Origin of the sequence: Paraburkholderia sp. NPDC080076 (assembly GCF_050281145.1) — a bacterium.
Lineage (GTDB): Bacteria > Pseudomonadota > Gammaproteobacteria > Burkholderiales > Burkholderiaceae > Paraburkholderia.
In genome coordinates, this window is the sequence record NZ_JBNNWQ010000002.1 from 749,827 (window position 1) to 763,464 (window position 13,638).

Below are 13,638 nucleotides of genomic sequence, written 5' to 3' on the forward strand. Positions count from 1 at the left end.
CTGTTAAAAACGATGTCAATCCGCCTTGCCGTGGCGCTGCCATTCTGTGCGGTAGCTACTACGGTAAGGCATTCAGCCAGACCGGCATGTGACCTAGGTCACATGGTGGGACAGTCAGCATAACACTCCGTTCCGCACCACCAAGGTGCGTCGCAAGACACATACCATGAAGATTGCCATCCTCGACGATTACCAGGACGCCGTTCGCAAGCTCGACTGCTTTCAATTGCTGGCCGACCATGAGGTCAAGGTTTTCAACAACACCGTCCGCGGTCTCGGCCAGTTGGCAAGCCGTCTTTCCGAAGTCGACGCCCTCGTCCTGATTCGCGAACGCACCCGCATCAGCTCACAACTCCTCGATAAATTGCCGCGTTTGCGCATGATCAGCCAGACCGGCAAGGTCTCGAGCCACATCGATCTGAACGCGTGTACCGAGCGTGGCATTGCGGTGCTGGAAGGCACCGGCTCACCGTTCGCACCTGCCGAGTTGACGTGGGCTCTCATCATGGCGGCCCAACGGCGGATTCCGCAATACGTAGCAAACCTTAAGCAAGGAGCCTGGCAGCAGTCCGGCTTGAAGACATCGGCGCTGCCGCCGAACTTCGGTTTGGGCCAGGTATTGCGAGGCCAGACGCTTGGGATCTGGGGTTACGGCAAGATCGGCCGGCTGGTGGCCGGTTATGGCAAGGCGTTCGGCATGAACGTGCTGATCTGGGGCCGCGAGCATTCGCGCGAAGCCGCTCGCGCTGATGGTTTCGGCGTGGCGGAGAGCCGCGAGGCACTGTTCGAGCAAAGCGACGTCCTGTCGCTGCACTTGCGCATGCACGACGACACGCGCGGCATCGTCAAACAGGAAGACCTGATGCGGATGAAGCCGACCGCGCTGCTCGTGAACACGAGCCGGGCCGAACTCCTCGACGAAAACGCGCTGGTGAATGCGCTGTCGCACAACCGTCCGGGCATGGTCGCGATCGACGTCTACGAAAGCGAGCCGATTCTGCAGGGCTACAGCCTGTTGCGCATGGAAAACGTGATCTGCACGCCGCACATCGGCTATGTGGAACGCGAAAGCTACGAGCAGTATTTCACCGCGGCATTCAAGAATATTCTGGCCTTCGACGCTGGCGAAACGGCCAGCGTGGCAAATCCGGAAGCCTTGCAGGGCGGCCGCCGGCGTTAAAAACGCCAGGGCTTCGCGGCGCGCGGAGCGCCGAGCGGATTCGTGCGGCGCAGTTGTCGCCGTTTGGATCCGCGCCGCCGCCACTCAACTCATCGCGCCGCTTCGTGCGCACCGGCTTCCAGCAGATCGGGTATGCGTTCCAGGAAAGTCTCGCCATCGGCGCGCCCGAGGTTGTACGCGTGCACCATCTGCGAAGGGCTCGTGTAATCCCAACTCGAAATCGGCACTTTGCGCGACGGCTGCACATAGAGCCGTTGCTGTACGCCGTGCGGCACGACAAACATCTGCGGCCGGGGATAGAGGCGCGTGACCATCACCAGCACGTTGCCCGGCGCCTCGGCATCGAGCGCGCCGACCGGCACGTTATCGACCATTCCGCCATCCAGCACCGGCCGGCCGTTGCGCCGCAGAACCGGCGTGAAAGGCGGCGTACTCGACGATTGCAGGATCAGATCCGCCAGATCCTCGACGCTCGCGCAATCCTGCGCGCGCACGAATTCCGGGTGAAAGCCGAGCGTCTGACCGAGCGTCGGATGCAGCGTCTTGCGCACGTATTTTTCGATGTTGTACGCGATCAAGCCAGCGGCAACCGCGCTACGCGCGCCGAGCCAGCGCGGCAGATGCGATACGCCGATGCGGATTTCCGGCGCGTCGGCGAGCGTCGAAAACTTCTCGCCGTAGATGTCGAGCAGCGCCTGACGGTAGATGCGGTAATGCGGAAACACCGACTCGCCGCGCAGCAAATTGCCCCAGTAGGCGTTGCGCGTGTTGTGGCGCAGCGCGTCTTCGTAATAGCGCATGACCCAGTCGGAATCGCGCGTGTAGAGCATGCACGCGGTGGCGGCGCCGGCCGAAATGCCGGTGATGACGCGCGGCCGGATGCGCAACTCCGGCTGGATCACGTCCCAGAAACCCGCCTGCCACCAGCAGCGATTGCCACCGCCGGCGAATACGACCTGATCGAACATCCTGGTTTTCCCTCTAATGCGGCTCTTTGGCCGGTTTTAGTCGAGCAGTGCGTAGGTGGTGGTGGCGTGGACGGCCATGTTGCCGGATTCGTCGAATAATTCGACTTCGCCGAACACCAGATTGCGGCCCATGCGCAACACGCGGGCGGTGATCAGCACGTCGCCCTTGCGCACCGCGCGCATGAAATTGATGTTGAGCGAGACGGTGGTCATCGGTTTGAAACCGCCGAGCGCGGCTGAAATGGCGACGATCATGGCCGTGTCCGCCGCGGCCATGAAGACCTGGCCGCAGATCACGCCACCCGCATGACGCAGCCCGCCCGAGAACGGCAGACGCAGCGTGGCGCCCTCGTCATCGACCTTGACTGGCGTCAGCGTGAGCGCACGGACCCATGGCGCGAGGATGCGGTCGAGCAACTCGATAATCTCTTTGTCATCCATGGCAATCCCCGGTCGAAAGCCGCGCGAGGCTTCGTGCGGCAAGGTGTCCGCGACATGATACCGGGACGATGCAGGCAGCGCCTTTTTCACGACAACGCGTCCGTCGAGGAATGCCTCGGGGCCGCGGATGCAAATATTTTTAAGAAATCTGCTAAGGGGACTTGGCAAGCCAAAAAAGTTACTGCATAATTTCGCTTCTGTTGGGGGCGTTAGCTCAGTTGGTAGAGCAGCGGACTCTTAATCCGTAGGTCGAGTGTTCGAGTCACTCACGCCCCACCAAAGATTCAAAGCAAAAAGCCCGGTCCTTGTGACCGGGCTTTTTGCGTTCTGGGCGCCAAGCAGGCACTGTTTAGGCCGCCCCTTGCGCAGCCGGCTTCCGATATCGTGTCGGCTGGCATCGCCATCAACTCGATCGGCGCAGCGCTTTGGCTTCTCAAGCAACGATAAAAACATGAACACAACCGACCGTCCTGCCCGCTCCCGCTCACTCTGGCGGCGGGCTTTGTCATGGGATCTCAACGACCCTCGCCTGACAGCCGCCGCGCGCGTGTGGGTGCCGATCCTATTCGGCCTGTGGTCGCTTTTTCTCGGCCAGGACCGCAATTGGGACGGCTTCAACTACCACCAGTACAACGGCTTCGCGTTCCTGAACGACAAGCTGCATACCGACTTCGCGGCGGCCGGTATGCAGACCTACTTCAATCCGATGCTCGATGTCTTCTACTACGCGTTGAATCGGGCTTTTCCCGCGCCGCTGGCGGGCTTCATCATGGGCGCGCTGCACGGCCTCAATTTCGTGCTGCTGCTGTCGATCATCCGGCGAACGCTGCCGGAGCTCGCACCCGAAGATGCGAACCGCACGCCTTTGCTGCTTGCCGCGGCGGGCATCCTGACGGCGAATTTTCTCTCCGGTTTGGGCAATTGCATGGGCGACGACACGACCACGCTATTCGTGCTCGCCTCACTGCTGCTCATCCTGCATCTGTGGGACAGGTTGACGACGTGGTCGGCTGCGGCCGCCGCGGCTCTGGTCGGCGCGGGGCTCATCGTCGGCCTGGGCATGGGTCTCAAGCTGACCAATGCGCCGTTTGCTCTCGCCCTGTGCGCAGGGCTGCTGCTGTTGCCGGCAGGTCCGTTCGCACGCGTGCGCGCCGCGTTCCTGTTCGGTGTTGGCGCGCTCGCCGGCTTGCTTGCTGCGAGCGGTTACTGGATGGCCGTGATGTGGCACACGTTCGGCAACCCGTTCTTTCCGCAGTTCAGCTCGATCTTCCCCAATCCGCTCACTCCGCCAGGCGGCGTCGCAGACCAATCGTGGCTGCCGAAAAGCGCACTCGAATACGTTCTTTGGCCGTTCATATTTGCGCTCGATTCGAAGCGCGTCGGACAAGCGCGCCTGCATCAGATCATCTGGCCGATCGTGTACGTGCTGTTCTGGATGTTTGCCGCTACCCGGTTCGCGGAACTGGTGCGCAGACGGGTCCCATTGCGCCGATTGAATCTGCGAGCGGTCTATGTCATCACCTTCGTGGCGTTGGGCTACTTCCTGTGGATGATCGTTTTCAGCATCTACCGCTACGTCGTTCCGATCGAAACGCTGACGCCGCTCGTCGCGTATCTGCTGCTCAATCGGCTCTTGCCGTATCTGACCGCGCGGCGGGCGGCCGCATGGTTGCTTGGTGTCACGACGTTGGCTGTCGTGGCCGGCGGTGTCGAGACATGGGGGCACGAGCACTGGGCAAGGGCGGGCTACCGTGCCGACGTGCCCGCGCTCGACAGTCCGCAGAACACGACGGCGGTTATCGTCGGCGGGAATCCGCCTTGGGGTTGGATCGTGCAGTTCTTTCCCGCGTCGGTCGCGTTCACACAGATCGACGGCAGCTTTCCGTTCTCTCCTCAGTTCGATCAGCACATAGCGGACATCGTGCGTTCTCGCGGTGGTCCTACATACGCGATCATCGAAGGCCGCTACAACTGGCGCGTCGACAACGTAGCGAAGATGGATCAGATCGCAGACGCTCTCGGCCTAACGGAAGGCGTGAAGGGCTGCAACGCGATGCAAGCTGTGCTTGATCGCCTTCACCTTCACGCGAGCCTGCGATGGACACCCAACGCTACCGACAAGCGCGTGTGCCGGCTCGACATCCGGCAGGATGATGTGCGCGATGTGGCCGGCGAGAATGCCCAATTGATCGAACAGGCGCGACCCGCGTTAGAGCGGCATGGTTTCGCCATCGACGCCGGCTCCTGCACCACTTACAGAGCCTATGTCGGCCAAGGCGTCTTCCCTTATCAGTGGTGCCGCATCACCCATCGCTAAGGCGACGAGGCCCGGAATCGCAACGATACGGGCCCGCCATAGCAATTTCCTTCAATACACCCCGCCGCTTCGCCCGATACCGTTGACCGTCGCAAATCCTGCGCGCATCCGTATCGAGGCATCCGATGACCGCTTTACTCTCCATGGCCGCCTTCGCGCTGGCCAGCTCGATTTCTCCGGGCCCGGTGAACATCGTCGCGCTCAGCGCCGGCGCCCAGCACGGGCTTGTCGCGAGCATGCGACATGTCACCGGCGCGACCGTCGGTTTCACCGTCCTGCTTCTGCTGATCGGCCTGGGACTGCATGAACTGCTCGCCCACTTCCCCAACCTGATCACCGTCGTCAAATGGGCGGGCGTGGGCTTCCTGCTCTATATGGCCTACAAACTCGCCGTCGACGACGGCCAACTCGGCGCGGACAAACCGGCTCGTGGACCGTCGTTCGCTTATGGCGCGGCGATGCAGTGGCTCAATCCGAAAGCCTGGCTCGCGTCGCTGGCCGGCATGGGCGCCTATGCGGCCGACGGCGACGGCAGGCTCGTCTGGCAATTCACCGTCGTGTACTTCGTGATCTGTTATGTGTCGATCGCCAGTTGGGCGTATGCCGGCACGTTCCTGCGCAAGTACTTGCAGCAAGCGCGGCGCGTGAGGTTTTTCAATCGTGTGATGGCAGCATTGCTCGCGGCGAGTGCGCTTTATCTGCTTGTAGCGTGAGGACGCCGCGCAGCCCACGGATTCAACTGCGATACTGCCCCGGCGTCGCCGCGACCAGCCGCTTGAAGATCCTCTGCAAATGCGCCTGGTCGGCAAAACCGGCGTCGAGCGCAACATCCGCGATCACGCGCCCGCGCCTGAGTTGCGCGCGGCTGTATTGAATACGCCGGTTGATCAGGTAAGCGTGCGGCGTCATGCCGTAGCGTTGCTTGAAAGCGCGAATCAGATGCGACGCGGACAGATCGGCCGCCTCGCAAATATCCTCCAGCTTCAGCGACCGCGTGCAGTTTTCAGCGATGAATTCGGCTGCGCGCGTGAGCTGGCGGCTCGCGTCGTGATCCGGCAAGATCGCCGGATTCAGCTTGTTTTGTACTTCGGAGAAAAAGGTGATGGCCGCGCTTTGCTTGCGCAATGTGTCGGTGTCATCGTCGACGAGAATCGCATGCAGCCGGTTTAAACCGTCGAACAATTCCGCGTCCGTGGACATGGTCTGCGAAAACGCGCGAAACGCGTGGTTCTCGCCGAAACCCAACTCGTGTTGCAGGCCCGTGAGCCATGCCACGTCGACATGCATCATGCGATATGACCAGCGCTCGTCGGCAACGGGATTGCACGCATGCACGTCGTCGGGGTTCATCATGACGACTGCGCCCGCGCCGATCCATTCACGCGCGTGGCGGTTCAGATACTCGCTGCGTCCACCCGTGACGGCGCCGATCGAAAACGTTTCGTGCGAGTGTTTGGCGTAGCAGACGTCGCGACCGTCTTCAATGGAGCGCACCTCGATAAACGGCAACGCATCATCGCGCCAGAACCGCGGCGCGGAAGCGCTTTTGGCTCGAAGTGCCGCCTCCGTGATCTCGTTCATCCGCGCGTTCTCCGATGTTTGCGTAGACCTCGCCGCAGCAAGGCCTACGTATCGTAGCCGTCAAACGCACCATCAACAAGCGGACTTACGAACACTCCGAACAACGCGACGCGTGCGGACACGCGCGACAAATTACTTCGCCGTCACGTCGATATTGCCAAGATATTTCGTGGCCAGCGTCTTCACCGTGCCATCGGCCTGCACCTTCGCGATCGCCGCATTCAGGCGGTCGCGCAGCGCCGTATCGCCCTTGCGAATCCCGTATGCAATGCCGCTGCCGAGGATCTTGTCGTCGCGCACCGGTTCACCCACGAAGGCGTAACCACTGCCGCTCGGCTTCGATAGAAAACCTGTCTGGCCGGCCGGCGCCAGCACGAGCGTCGCGTCGAGACGGCCCGCCACGAGATCCGTATAAACCTGGTTCTGGTCCTGATACGGCACGACGCTCACGCCCGCCGATTCCCAATGCGTCTTCGCGAAGGTTTCCTGAATCGACGCCTGCAATACACCCACGCGCTTGCCCTTCAGCGAGGCCGGCGTCGGCAGCAGACCGCTGTCGCGTTTGGCGATCAACTGCGTCGGCACGCGATACACGACGGTGGTGAAATCGATCGCCTGACGGCGTTGTTCGGTCGCGTTCATCGCCGAATTGATCGCGTCGAACTTGCGGCCTTGCAGCGCGGGAATCAGCCCGTCGAACGAGGTCTCGACCCATTTGCACGTCATCTTCGCGGCGACGCAAACCGCGTTGCCGACGTCGATATCCAGACCCTGCAACTCACCGTTCGGGCCTTTCGATTCGAACGGCGGATATTGCGCTTCGAGGCCGAAACGCAACGTATCGGCAGCGCTTGCACCCGACGACGCCGCGAGCGACGCGAATGCACAGGCCAGCGCCAAAAGAGGCTTGAGCAATTTCATAGCAGATCCCTGTCCCTTCGAATTTGTTGTCACGCCGTCCCGCGGCGCGCTGATGCGTGCCCGCGCGACGATCATACTGCGTTCAAAAATGCAGCCGTCGCGTGTTGCCGCTACCTATCCGATCAGATCTCGCAGAGACGCCGCGCGCCTTCGATCAAGGTCGCATCATCCTTCGAGAAGCTCAGGCGGATCAAGCCGGAGTCCGTACCATCGGTATAAAACGCCGACAGCGGAATGGTCGCAACCCGTGCATCGCGAATCAGCCGCAGCACGAAATCGCTGTCGCTTTCCTCGGAGAAACCACGAAAACGCGCGAGCATGAAGAAGCTGCCTTCGCTCGGCAACAACTCGAAGCGCGAATCGCGCAGTGCCTCGGTGAGCAGATCGCGCTTCTTCTGATAGAACGCGGACAAGCCGAGATAGCTTTCGCGATTGGCCAATGCGTCGACGAACGCGTATTGCATCGGCGTATCGGCGGAAAACACCATGAACTGATGGACTTTGCGAATCTCGTCCATCAACGCCGCGGGCGCGAGGCAATAGCCGACGCGCCAGCCGGTTACGTGATACGACTTGCCGAACGACGAGACGATCACGCTGCGTTCCGCGAGTTCGGAATGACACGCCATGCTTTGATGCTTTGCGCCGTCGAACACCACGTGCTCGTACACCTCATCGGCGAGAATCACGATATCGGTGTTGCGCGTAATGGCCTTCAGGCGCTCGACGTCGGCTTCGCTGAAAACGGTCGCAGTCGGATTGTGCGGGGTGTTGATGATGATCATGCGGGTCTTCGGCGTGATCGCGGCGGCGACCTCGTCCCAGTTCACGCGGAAGTCGCTCAAGGACAGCTTGATCGCAACCGGCGTGGCGCCTTGCAGCCGCACGATCGGACCGTAGCTGTCGAATGAGGGCTCGAAGTAGATCACCTCGTCGCCGGGATGCACCAGTGCGCTGATCGTCGAATACAGCCCTTCGCTCGCGCTGGCGATCACGGTCACTTCGCTGGCCGGGTCGTAGCGCACGCCGTACAGCGCGGCGACCTTGTCGGCGAGCGCTTCGCGCAAGGCGGCGATGCCGGCCATCGGCGCGTACTGGTTATGACCGGCGCGCATGGCTTGAGCGACGCCATCGATCAGTTTGGCGTCCGGCGCGAAATTCGGCGCGCCTTGCGACAGATTCAGCGCATCGTGCTGAGCGGCCAGCTGGCCGATCACGGTAAAAATCGTCGTGCCTACGTCAGGCAACTTCGAGCGGGCTTGCGTGGCGCTCTGCATAAGGCTTTCTCCCTTTCTCCATCCGGCAGCGGATTCATGGAACGGCCAGCTGCGCGGCGGTCCCTTCCGGTTTGGTGATTAGGCATCAGCCAAAGAACCGTCACAATCGAAACTTTGTCATGCGCGGCATGCATTTACGTCATGGCTCACGCGAAGGCGCGCCGCCACGGGCAAAGCCGGTCAGATCGGCACTTTCGGGGAAGAAACGAGGCTACGTAAAGAACGCGGAAAACTGTGAGGTATGACGTAATGTGATGCGGCCGGCCTCGAGCGGGCGCTCGCGACCGGCCTCGCCGTCTATCAGGCCTCGTCCATCAGGCGGACTTTGACCTTCTTGCCCTTCACCTTGCCGGCGCTGAGCTTGCGCAACGCTTCACGCGCGACACTGCGCTCCACCGCCACATAAGTGGACATTTCCGTCACGTTGATCTTGCCGATCTGCGAGCCGGCGAAACCCGCCTCGCCGGTCAGCGCGCCGAGCACGTCACCGGGACGGATCTTTTCCTTGCGGCCGCCGAGAATCTGCAGCGTTTCCATGGGCGGCAACAGTCGCTCATTGCTCGCCGCCGTGAGTTCGGAGAGCTTATGCCATTCGACCTCGCGCTTTTGCGCCTGTTCGAGACTGCCGACACGGCCCATCTCGTTCATGCTTGCCAGACTCAGCGCCCAGCCGTCCTGATCGGCGCGGCCCGTGCGGCCGATCCGGTGGACGTGCACTTCCGGATCCGGCGTCACATCGACGTTGATCACGGCTTCGAGTTGCGCGATGTCGAGACCGCGCGCGGCGACGTCCGTGGCCACCAGCACCGAGCAGCTGCGGTTGGCGAATTGGATCAGCACCTGATCGCGTTCACGCTGGTCGAGTTCGCCATGCAGCGCGAGCGCATGGAAACCCTGTGCGCGCAGCACGTCGAGCAGATCGCGGCATTGCTGCTTGGTGTTGCAGAACGCCAGCGTACTCACCGGACGATAGTGGTTCAGCAACAGACCGACGGCGTGCAGCCGTCCGTCTTCGGTCACTTCATAGAAGCGCTGACGAATCTTGGTGTTGTCGTGCCGCTCGGCGAGCTTCACTTCCTTCGGATTGCGCAGGAACTGCTGGCTCAGTTTGACGATGCCTTCGGGATAGGTCGCCGAAAACAGCAGCGTCTGACGTTCTTTCGGGCATTGCTTCACGACGGTGGCGATATCGTCGAAGAAACCCATGTCGAGCATGCGGTCCGCTTCGTCGAGCACCAGCGTGTTGAGCGACTGCAGCGGCAGGCTGCCGCGCTCGAGGTGATCCATGATGCGGCCCGGCGTGCCGACCACGATGTGCGCACCGTGTTCGAGACTCGCAGTTTGCGGACGCATCGGCGTGCCGCCGCACAGCGTCAGCACCTTGATGTTTTCTTCGGCGCGCGCGAGACGGCGGATTTCCTGCGTGACCTGGTCGGCGAGTTCGCGCGTGGGGCAGAGCACCATCGCCTGCACGGCGAAGTTGCGCACGTCGAGGCGCGCCAGCAGCGCGAGCGAAAACGCCGCGGTCTTGCCGCTGCCAGTTTTCGCCTGGGCGATCAGATCGTGGCCGGCGAGCGCGATCGGCAAACTCGCGGCCTGAATCGGCGTCATCTCGACGTAGCCGAGCTGCGTCAGGTTGGCGAGCGTCGCGGGCGGCAGCGCTAGCTGGCTGAACGGCGCGCCGGCGGTAGTGGGACTGTTCATAAGGGTGATGGCTCGCAATCGGATAAAGCGGCTAAGGCGGCAAAGGGCAAGAGACTTATTCGGCTATGGGGCCGGTGTCAGGACGGCCTTCCATCTGCTCGTACAGCACCGAGCCATCGTCCCCGTCGAAACGCTCGACATAATTGCGCGCGCCGCACATCGGGCAACGGAACAGGAGGCCCTGTCCTTCGTTCTTGATGACGACGTCCGATTGCTCCCACTGCGCCTGGCAGGACTGGTTTCTACAGGTAAACACGTTGATTCTCCAACTGGATTCGATTGCTTATCCGGCGAGCCGCACGAACGGCCCGGCCGTGAATGGGACGGTTGCTGCCAAATTGGCGACGGCTAGAGCACGTCAACCCAGATGCGTATGCCGCGCACGCGGCGCGCTCACATCCATGTCGGTGAGACCCTGCACGATGCCGCAGTCTTCCACGGCCTGTTCGCCGTGGCATTGCTCGCGCAAGGTGGTCAATTGCGCTTTCAGCTGCTTCAGTTCGTCGATGCGCGTGTCGACGTGCGCAATGTGCTCGTCGATCAAGGCATTGATGCCGCCGCAGCCGTCCGCCGGTGCGTCGGTTAGACGCAGCAGCGCACGGATTTCGTCGTGGGTCATGTCGAGCGCGCGGCAATTACGGATGAAACGCAGCCGTTCGACGTGCTTCGCCGTGTAACTGCGGTAATTGGCCTCGGTGCGCTCCGCTTCGGGCAACAAGCCCTCTTTCTCGTAGAAACGGATGGTTTCGGTCGTGCAATGGGCGATTTTCGCCAATTCGCCGATTTTCATGGACCCTCCGGATGGCGGCCTTGACCTTGTAGTGGCTTCAGGGTGTTTACTAGACCACAAATCGAACCAGGAAGCCACCATGCCTCAAACCGACCACGCCGATGCCGACCGCCTCGAACGGGTGAAAGTCCATGCGGACGGGCAGGAAGGGCATGCCCATGCCCACGACGCGAGCTGCGGTCATAGTCACGATGCGCATGATCACGACCATGCTCATGACGGCCGGGGCCACAGCCACGCGCACGCCCACGGTGATGCAGGCTCGGCGTGCTGCGGAACAGGCACAGCCGCAGCCGTAGCTGAGTCGATCCCGCTGGCGCCTTCCGAAGCCATTGGCAGCAACGTGCGCACCGCCATCCGCATCATGCAGATGGATTGCCCGACCGAAGAAGCGCTGATCCGCAAGAAATTCAGCCGCATGCCGCACGTGCGCAGCATGGACTTCAACCTGATGCAGCGCGTCTTGACGATCGTCCACGCGCCGGAGGCGCTCGACTCGATCCTCGCCGCGCTGCGTTCGCTCGACTTCACGCCCGAACTCGCGGACGCCGGCCCGGACGCCGCGCCCACGCCCACGCCGCACGCGCCGCCCAAGCCGTGGTGGCCGCTGGCGCTCGCCGGTGTGGCGGCGGCAGGCTCAGAGGCCGCTGGCTGGCTCGGCGCGCCTGCCTGGCTGCCGGCGGGTCTGGCGATCCTCGCCATCCTCTCCTGCGGCCTCACGACGTACAAGAAGGGCTGGCTCGCCATCCGCAACGGCAATCTGAACATCAACGCGCTGATGAGCATCGCCGTGACCGGCGCGCTAATCCTGCGCCAATGGCCGGAAGCCGCGATGGTGATGGTGCTCTTCACCATCGCCGAACTGATCGAGGCGAAATCGCTCGACCGCGCCCGCAATGCGATCCAGGGTTTGATGCAACTCACGCCCGAACAGGCGAGCGTGCAGCAACCCGACGGCAGCTGGCGGTCAATGGAACTCAAGGCGATCGCGCTCGGCGCCGTGGTTCGCGTGAAGCCGGGCGAGCGGATCGCGCTCGACGGCGAGATCGTAACAGGCCGCTCGAGTGTGGACCAAGCGCCGATCACCGGCGAAAGCCTGCCGGTCGACAAGGCGGTCGGCGACGCGGTGTTCGCCGGCACGATCAACCAGACCGGCTCGTTCGACTATCGCGTCACCGCCGCGGCCAGCAACACGACACTCGCGCGCATCATCCACGCAGTCGAGGAAGCGCAGGGCACCAAAGCGCCGACGCAGCGTTTCGTCGATCAGTTCGCGCGCGTGTATACGCCGATCGTGTTCGCCATCGCGCTCGCCGTGGCCGTCGTGCCTCCGCTGCTGTTCGACGGGTCGTGGCAGGCGTGGGTCTACAAGGCGCTGGTGATGCTGGTGATCGCGTGCCCATGCGCGCTCGTCATCTCGACGCCGGTGACCATCGTCAGCGGTCTTGCCGCGGCGGCCCGCAAAGGCATTCTGATCAAGGGCGGCGCTTATCTCGAGCAGGGCCGCAAACTGACCCGGCTCGCGCTCGACAAAACCGGCACGATCACCCACGGCAAGCCCGTGCAAACCGAGTTCGAAATACTCGCCGAGATCGACGTCGTGCGTTGCCGCACGCTGGTGGCGAGCCTCGCGGGGCGTTCCGATCATCCCGTATCGATGGCACTCGCGGCGGCGGCGAAAGCCGACGGCCTGGCCAACGTCACCGTCGACGCCTTCGAGGCGCTCACGGGACGCGGCGTGCGCGGCGAGATCGACGGCGCGCCGTACTGGCTCGGCAATCACCGGCTGGTCGAAGAACTCGGGCGCTGCTCCGCGTCGCTCGAGGTGCGGCTGGACGCGCTCGAAAGCCAGGGCAAGACCGTCGTGATGCTGGTGGACGCCGAACGCGTGCTCGCCCTATTCGCGGTCGCCGATACGGTGAAGGAGACGAGCCGCGCCGCCATCGCCGAATTGCAGCGGCTCGGCGTGAGCACGGCCATGCTCACCGGCGACAACCCGCACACCGCCGCCGCAATTGCGCAGCAGGTCGGTATCGACGAAGCGCGTGGCAATCAGCTGCCGGAAGACAAGCTGAACGCGGTCGCGCAATGGTCGAACGACGGCGCGACGGTCGGCATGGTCGGCGACGGCATCAACGACGCGCCCGCGCTGGCGCGCGCCGACATCGGCTTCGCGATGGGCGCGATGGGCACCGACACGGCAATCGAAACCGCCGACGTCGCGTTGATGGACGACGACCTGCGCAAGATTCCGTCGTTCATTCGTCTTTCGAAGGCGACGCATTCGGTGCTGGTGCAGAACATCACGCTCGCGCTCGGCATCAAGAGCGTCTTCCTCGTGCTGGCCGTGACCGGTCTGGGCACGATGTGGATGGCCGTGTTCGCCGATGTGGGCGCGAGTCTGCTGGTGGTCGCGAACGGGCTGCGATTGTTGCGCAGGTAAGGGCGTGGTAGGTGTT

General features: G+C 62.8%; 12 protein-coding genes and 1 tRNA gene. 5 read left to right on the forward strand and 8 right to left on the reverse strand.

Going from position 1 to position 13,638, the window contains the following annotated elements:
* Positions 1-166 precede the first annotated feature (166 nt).
* Complete coding sequence (locus ACQKRQ_RS10735; RefSeq protein WP_132376428.1) at positions 167-1,180, forward strand: D-2-hydroxyacid dehydrogenase family protein; 1,014 nt, start codon at positions 167-169, stop codon at positions 1,178-1,180.
* An 89-nt stretch (positions 1,181-1,269) separates the two neighbouring features.
* On the opposite strand, the gene ACQKRQ_RS10740 is transcribed toward ACQKRQ_RS10735, so the two are convergent.
* Both ACQKRQ_RS10740 and ACQKRQ_RS10745 read right to left on the reverse strand, forming a co-directional pair.
* Positions 1,270-2,148, reverse strand: coding sequence for a patatin-like phospholipase family protein (locus ACQKRQ_RS10740; protein ID WP_427476820.1), 879 nt, complete (start codon positions 2,146-2,148; stop codon positions 1,270-1,272).
* Positions 2,149-2,184: 36 nt separating this feature from the next.
* Complete coding sequence (locus ACQKRQ_RS10745; protein ID WP_132376430.1) at positions 2,185-2,589, reverse strand: PaaI family thioesterase; 405 nt, start codon at positions 2,587-2,589, stop codon at positions 2,185-2,187.
* Between the two features lie 203 nt (positions 2,590-2,792).
* Between ACQKRQ_RS10745 and ACQKRQ_RS10750 the strand changes: the two genes are divergently transcribed.
* The 3 genes from ACQKRQ_RS10750 to ACQKRQ_RS10760 all read left to right on the forward strand — a co-directional run bounded on the left by ACQKRQ_RS10750 (position 2,793) and on the right by ACQKRQ_RS10760 (position 5,619).
* Positions 2,793-2,868, forward strand: a tRNA-Lys gene (locus ACQKRQ_RS10750).
* 172 nt (positions 2,869-3,040) lie between these two features.
* Entirely contained in the window at positions 3,041-4,906 is a 1,866-nt protein-coding gene (locus ACQKRQ_RS10755; RefSeq protein ID WP_427476822.1) for a hypothetical protein, read from the forward strand.
* A gap of 125 nt (positions 4,907-5,031) precedes the next feature.
* Positions 5,032-5,619 (forward strand): LysE family translocator, encoded by a 588-nt coding sequence (locus tag ACQKRQ_RS10760; protein WP_427476824.1) that lies wholly within the window; start codon positions 5,032-5,034, stop codon positions 5,617-5,619.
* A 22-nt stretch (positions 5,620-5,641) separates the two neighbouring features.
* On the opposite strand, the gene ACQKRQ_RS10765 is transcribed toward ACQKRQ_RS10760, so the two are convergent.
* From ACQKRQ_RS10765 to cadR, 6 genes are all read right to left on the reverse strand, one after another.
* Entirely contained in the window at positions 5,642-6,487 is an 846-nt protein-coding gene (locus ACQKRQ_RS10765; RefSeq protein WP_427476826.1) for an AraC family transcriptional regulator, read from the reverse strand.
* Positions 6,488-6,619: 132 nt separating this feature from the next.
* Positions 6,620-7,408, reverse strand: a complete 789-nt coding sequence (locus ACQKRQ_RS10770; RefSeq protein WP_408248475.1) for an ABC transporter substrate-binding protein — start codon at positions 7,406-7,408, stop codon at positions 6,620-6,622.
* Positions 7,409-7,530: 122 nt separating this feature from the next.
* Positions 7,531-8,685 carry a pyridoxal phosphate-dependent aminotransferase gene (locus tag ACQKRQ_RS10775; protein ID WP_427476829.1) on the reverse strand — a complete coding sequence of 385 codons (1,155 nt, stop codon included), beginning with the start codon at positions 8,683-8,685 and terminating at the stop codon, positions 7,531-7,533.
* Between the two features lie 300 nt (positions 8,686-8,985).
* Positions 8,986-10,389: an ATP-dependent RNA helicase DbpA gene (gene dbpA / locus ACQKRQ_RS10780; protein ID WP_132376436.1), complete on the reverse strand. Its 1,404-nt coding sequence runs from the start codon at positions 10,387-10,389 to the stop codon at positions 8,986-8,988.
* Positions 10,390-10,444: 55 nt separating this feature from the next.
* Positions 10,445-10,645: a hypothetical protein gene (locus ACQKRQ_RS10785; RefSeq protein ID WP_132376437.1), complete on the reverse strand. Its 201-nt coding sequence runs from the start codon at positions 10,643-10,645 to the stop codon at positions 10,445-10,447.
* A 102-nt stretch (positions 10,646-10,747) separates the two neighbouring features.
* The gene (gene cadR, locus ACQKRQ_RS10790) at positions 10,748-11,179 is read right to left on the reverse strand and encodes a Cd(II)/Pb(II)-responsive transcriptional regulator (protein WP_132376438.1); all 432 of its coding nucleotides are present in this window, start codon (positions 11,177-11,179) and stop codon (positions 10,748-10,750) included.
* A 79-nt stretch (positions 11,180-11,258) separates the two neighbouring features.
* Here cadR and ACQKRQ_RS10795 point away from each other — a divergent pair, with 79 nt between their 5' ends.
* Positions 11,259-13,622 (forward strand): heavy metal translocating P-type ATPase, encoded by a 2,364-nt coding sequence (locus tag ACQKRQ_RS10795; RefSeq protein WP_427476832.1) that lies wholly within the window; start codon positions 11,259-11,261, stop codon positions 13,620-13,622.
* Positions 13,623-13,638 lie beyond the last annotated feature (16 nt).

Excerpts from the sequence above, each read along its gene's own strand:
- ACQKRQ_RS10735 (WP_132376428.1), top strand. The coding sequence starts at position 167 with ATGAAGATTGCCATCCTCGACGATTACCAGGACGCCGTTCGCAAGCTC.
- ACQKRQ_RS10740 (WP_427476820.1), bottom strand. The coding sequence starts at position 2,148 with ATGTTCGATCAGGTCGTATTCGCCGGCGGTGGCAATCGCTGCTGGTGG.
- ACQKRQ_RS10745 (WP_132376430.1), bottom strand. The coding sequence starts at position 2,589 with ATGGATGACAAAGAGATTATCGAGTTGCTCGACCGCATCCTCGCGCCA.
- ACQKRQ_RS10755 (WP_427476822.1), top strand. The coding sequence starts at position 3,041 with ATGAACACAACCGACCGTCCTGCCCGCTCCCGCTCACTCTGGCGGCGG.
- ACQKRQ_RS10760 (WP_427476824.1), top strand. The coding sequence starts at position 5,032 with ATGACCGCTTTACTCTCCATGGCCGCCTTCGCGCTGGCCAGCTCGATT.
- ACQKRQ_RS10765 (WP_427476826.1), bottom strand. The coding sequence starts at position 6,487 with ATGAACGAGATCACGGAGGCGGCACTTCGAGCCAAAAGCGCTTCCGCG.
- ACQKRQ_RS10770 (WP_408248475.1), bottom strand. The coding sequence starts at position 7,408 with ATGAAATTGCTCAAGCCTCTTTTGGCGCTGGCCTGTGCATTCGCGTCG.
- ACQKRQ_RS10775 (WP_427476829.1), bottom strand. The coding sequence starts at position 8,685 with ATGCAGAGCGCCACGCAAGCCCGCTCGAAGTTGCCTGACGTAGGCACG.
- dbpA (WP_132376436.1), bottom strand. The coding sequence starts at position 10,389 with ATGAACAGTCCCACTACCGCCGGCGCGCCGTTCAGCCAGCTAGCGCTG.
- cadR (WP_132376438.1), bottom strand. The coding sequence starts at position 11,179 with ATGAAAATCGGCGAATTGGCGAAAATCGCCCATTGCACGACCGAAACC.
- ACQKRQ_RS10795 (WP_427476832.1), top strand. The coding sequence starts at position 11,259 with ATGCCTCAAACCGACCACGCCGATGCCGACCGCCTCGAACGGGTGAAA.